The sequence below is a fragment of the Paenibacillus hunanensis genome (assembly GCF_014645615.1).
Classification (GTDB): Bacteria; Bacillota; Bacilli; order Paenibacillales; family Paenibacillaceae; genus Saccharibacillus; species Saccharibacillus hunanensis.
This window is the reverse complement of record NZ_BMMB01000052.1, coordinates 1-917: the sequence shown is the minus strand read 5'-3', so window position 1 is coordinate 917 and position 917 is coordinate 1. Positions and strand designations below refer to the sequence as shown.

Sequence of the window (917 nt, the reverse complement as noted above, 5' to 3'; positions counted from 1 at the left end):
TTAATAATTAAAGTAATAATTTTTGACTCAACAATATCTTGTCCAATTCATGGAATTGCACTTATTAAATTGGTAATAACAGTAGCACCTCATAAACTCATCTGTCCATAAGGTAAAACATACGTACTTACTTATTATATCAATAATAAGCTGGAATAACTTTTAATTCGTGTATTCCATTAATTAAATACCTTTGTTTAATTAAAAGTTCCGACTGTACATTAAGCAGCATTTCAGCCACCCATTAGTGACCCAGTCTGTAGCGATTATTTATATAACCGACGGTCTTGTCCCAGCATAAGTAGAGGGATTTTAACCGTTTTCACTAACATCGCCAAATAGTACTAAAACTATTTTACATCCCTGTCGGGATGTACCACTTTAATCTTTTTTTTTCTATAAAAATTGCAAAAAGATTTATACTCATGGGACTATGGTTTATATAAGAATAAAGTATAATAAAGAATAAAGTATAATAAGGAATAAAACCTATTTGTCAGAAAAATCTTCTACTATTCACTGTCTTTTAACTAATTTTTTTTCTGTCTGCAGTGCTCTTCTAATGGTTTTTTCATTACAGTTAATAGCATTAGCTGCTTCTAAAATAGTAGAGTACTTACCGTAAATAGTTCTATTCAAGTTATATAACACAACAGGTCTTGTATTAGCAATACATTTTATTTTAGTTTCTTCTGACATAGGAGGTCTAGTTAAAGCCTTTTCTCTTATTTTTTCTATTGTTTCAGGAGAAAACTTTTTACCCCTATTTAGACTACCTATCTTTTCTCGTCTAGCGTCACTATAAAGATCTTTCATCTTTTGACGATCTATTTCAGTATGTTTGTAACCAAAACTAGAACCTGCTTCGGTTAAAATATTATAATTAGGCACTAATAGTTTTAAATATTTATCTTCTA

At 29.4% G+C, this 917-nt stretch carries 1 protein-coding gene; it reads right to left on the bottom strand.

The features are described from left to right. Positions 1–516 precede the first annotated feature (516 nt). On the bottom strand, positions 517–917 hold a 401-nt coding region (locus tag IEX62_RS24315), incomplete at its 5' end, for an NUMOD1 domain-containing DNA-binding protein (RefSeq protein ID WP_188778833.1).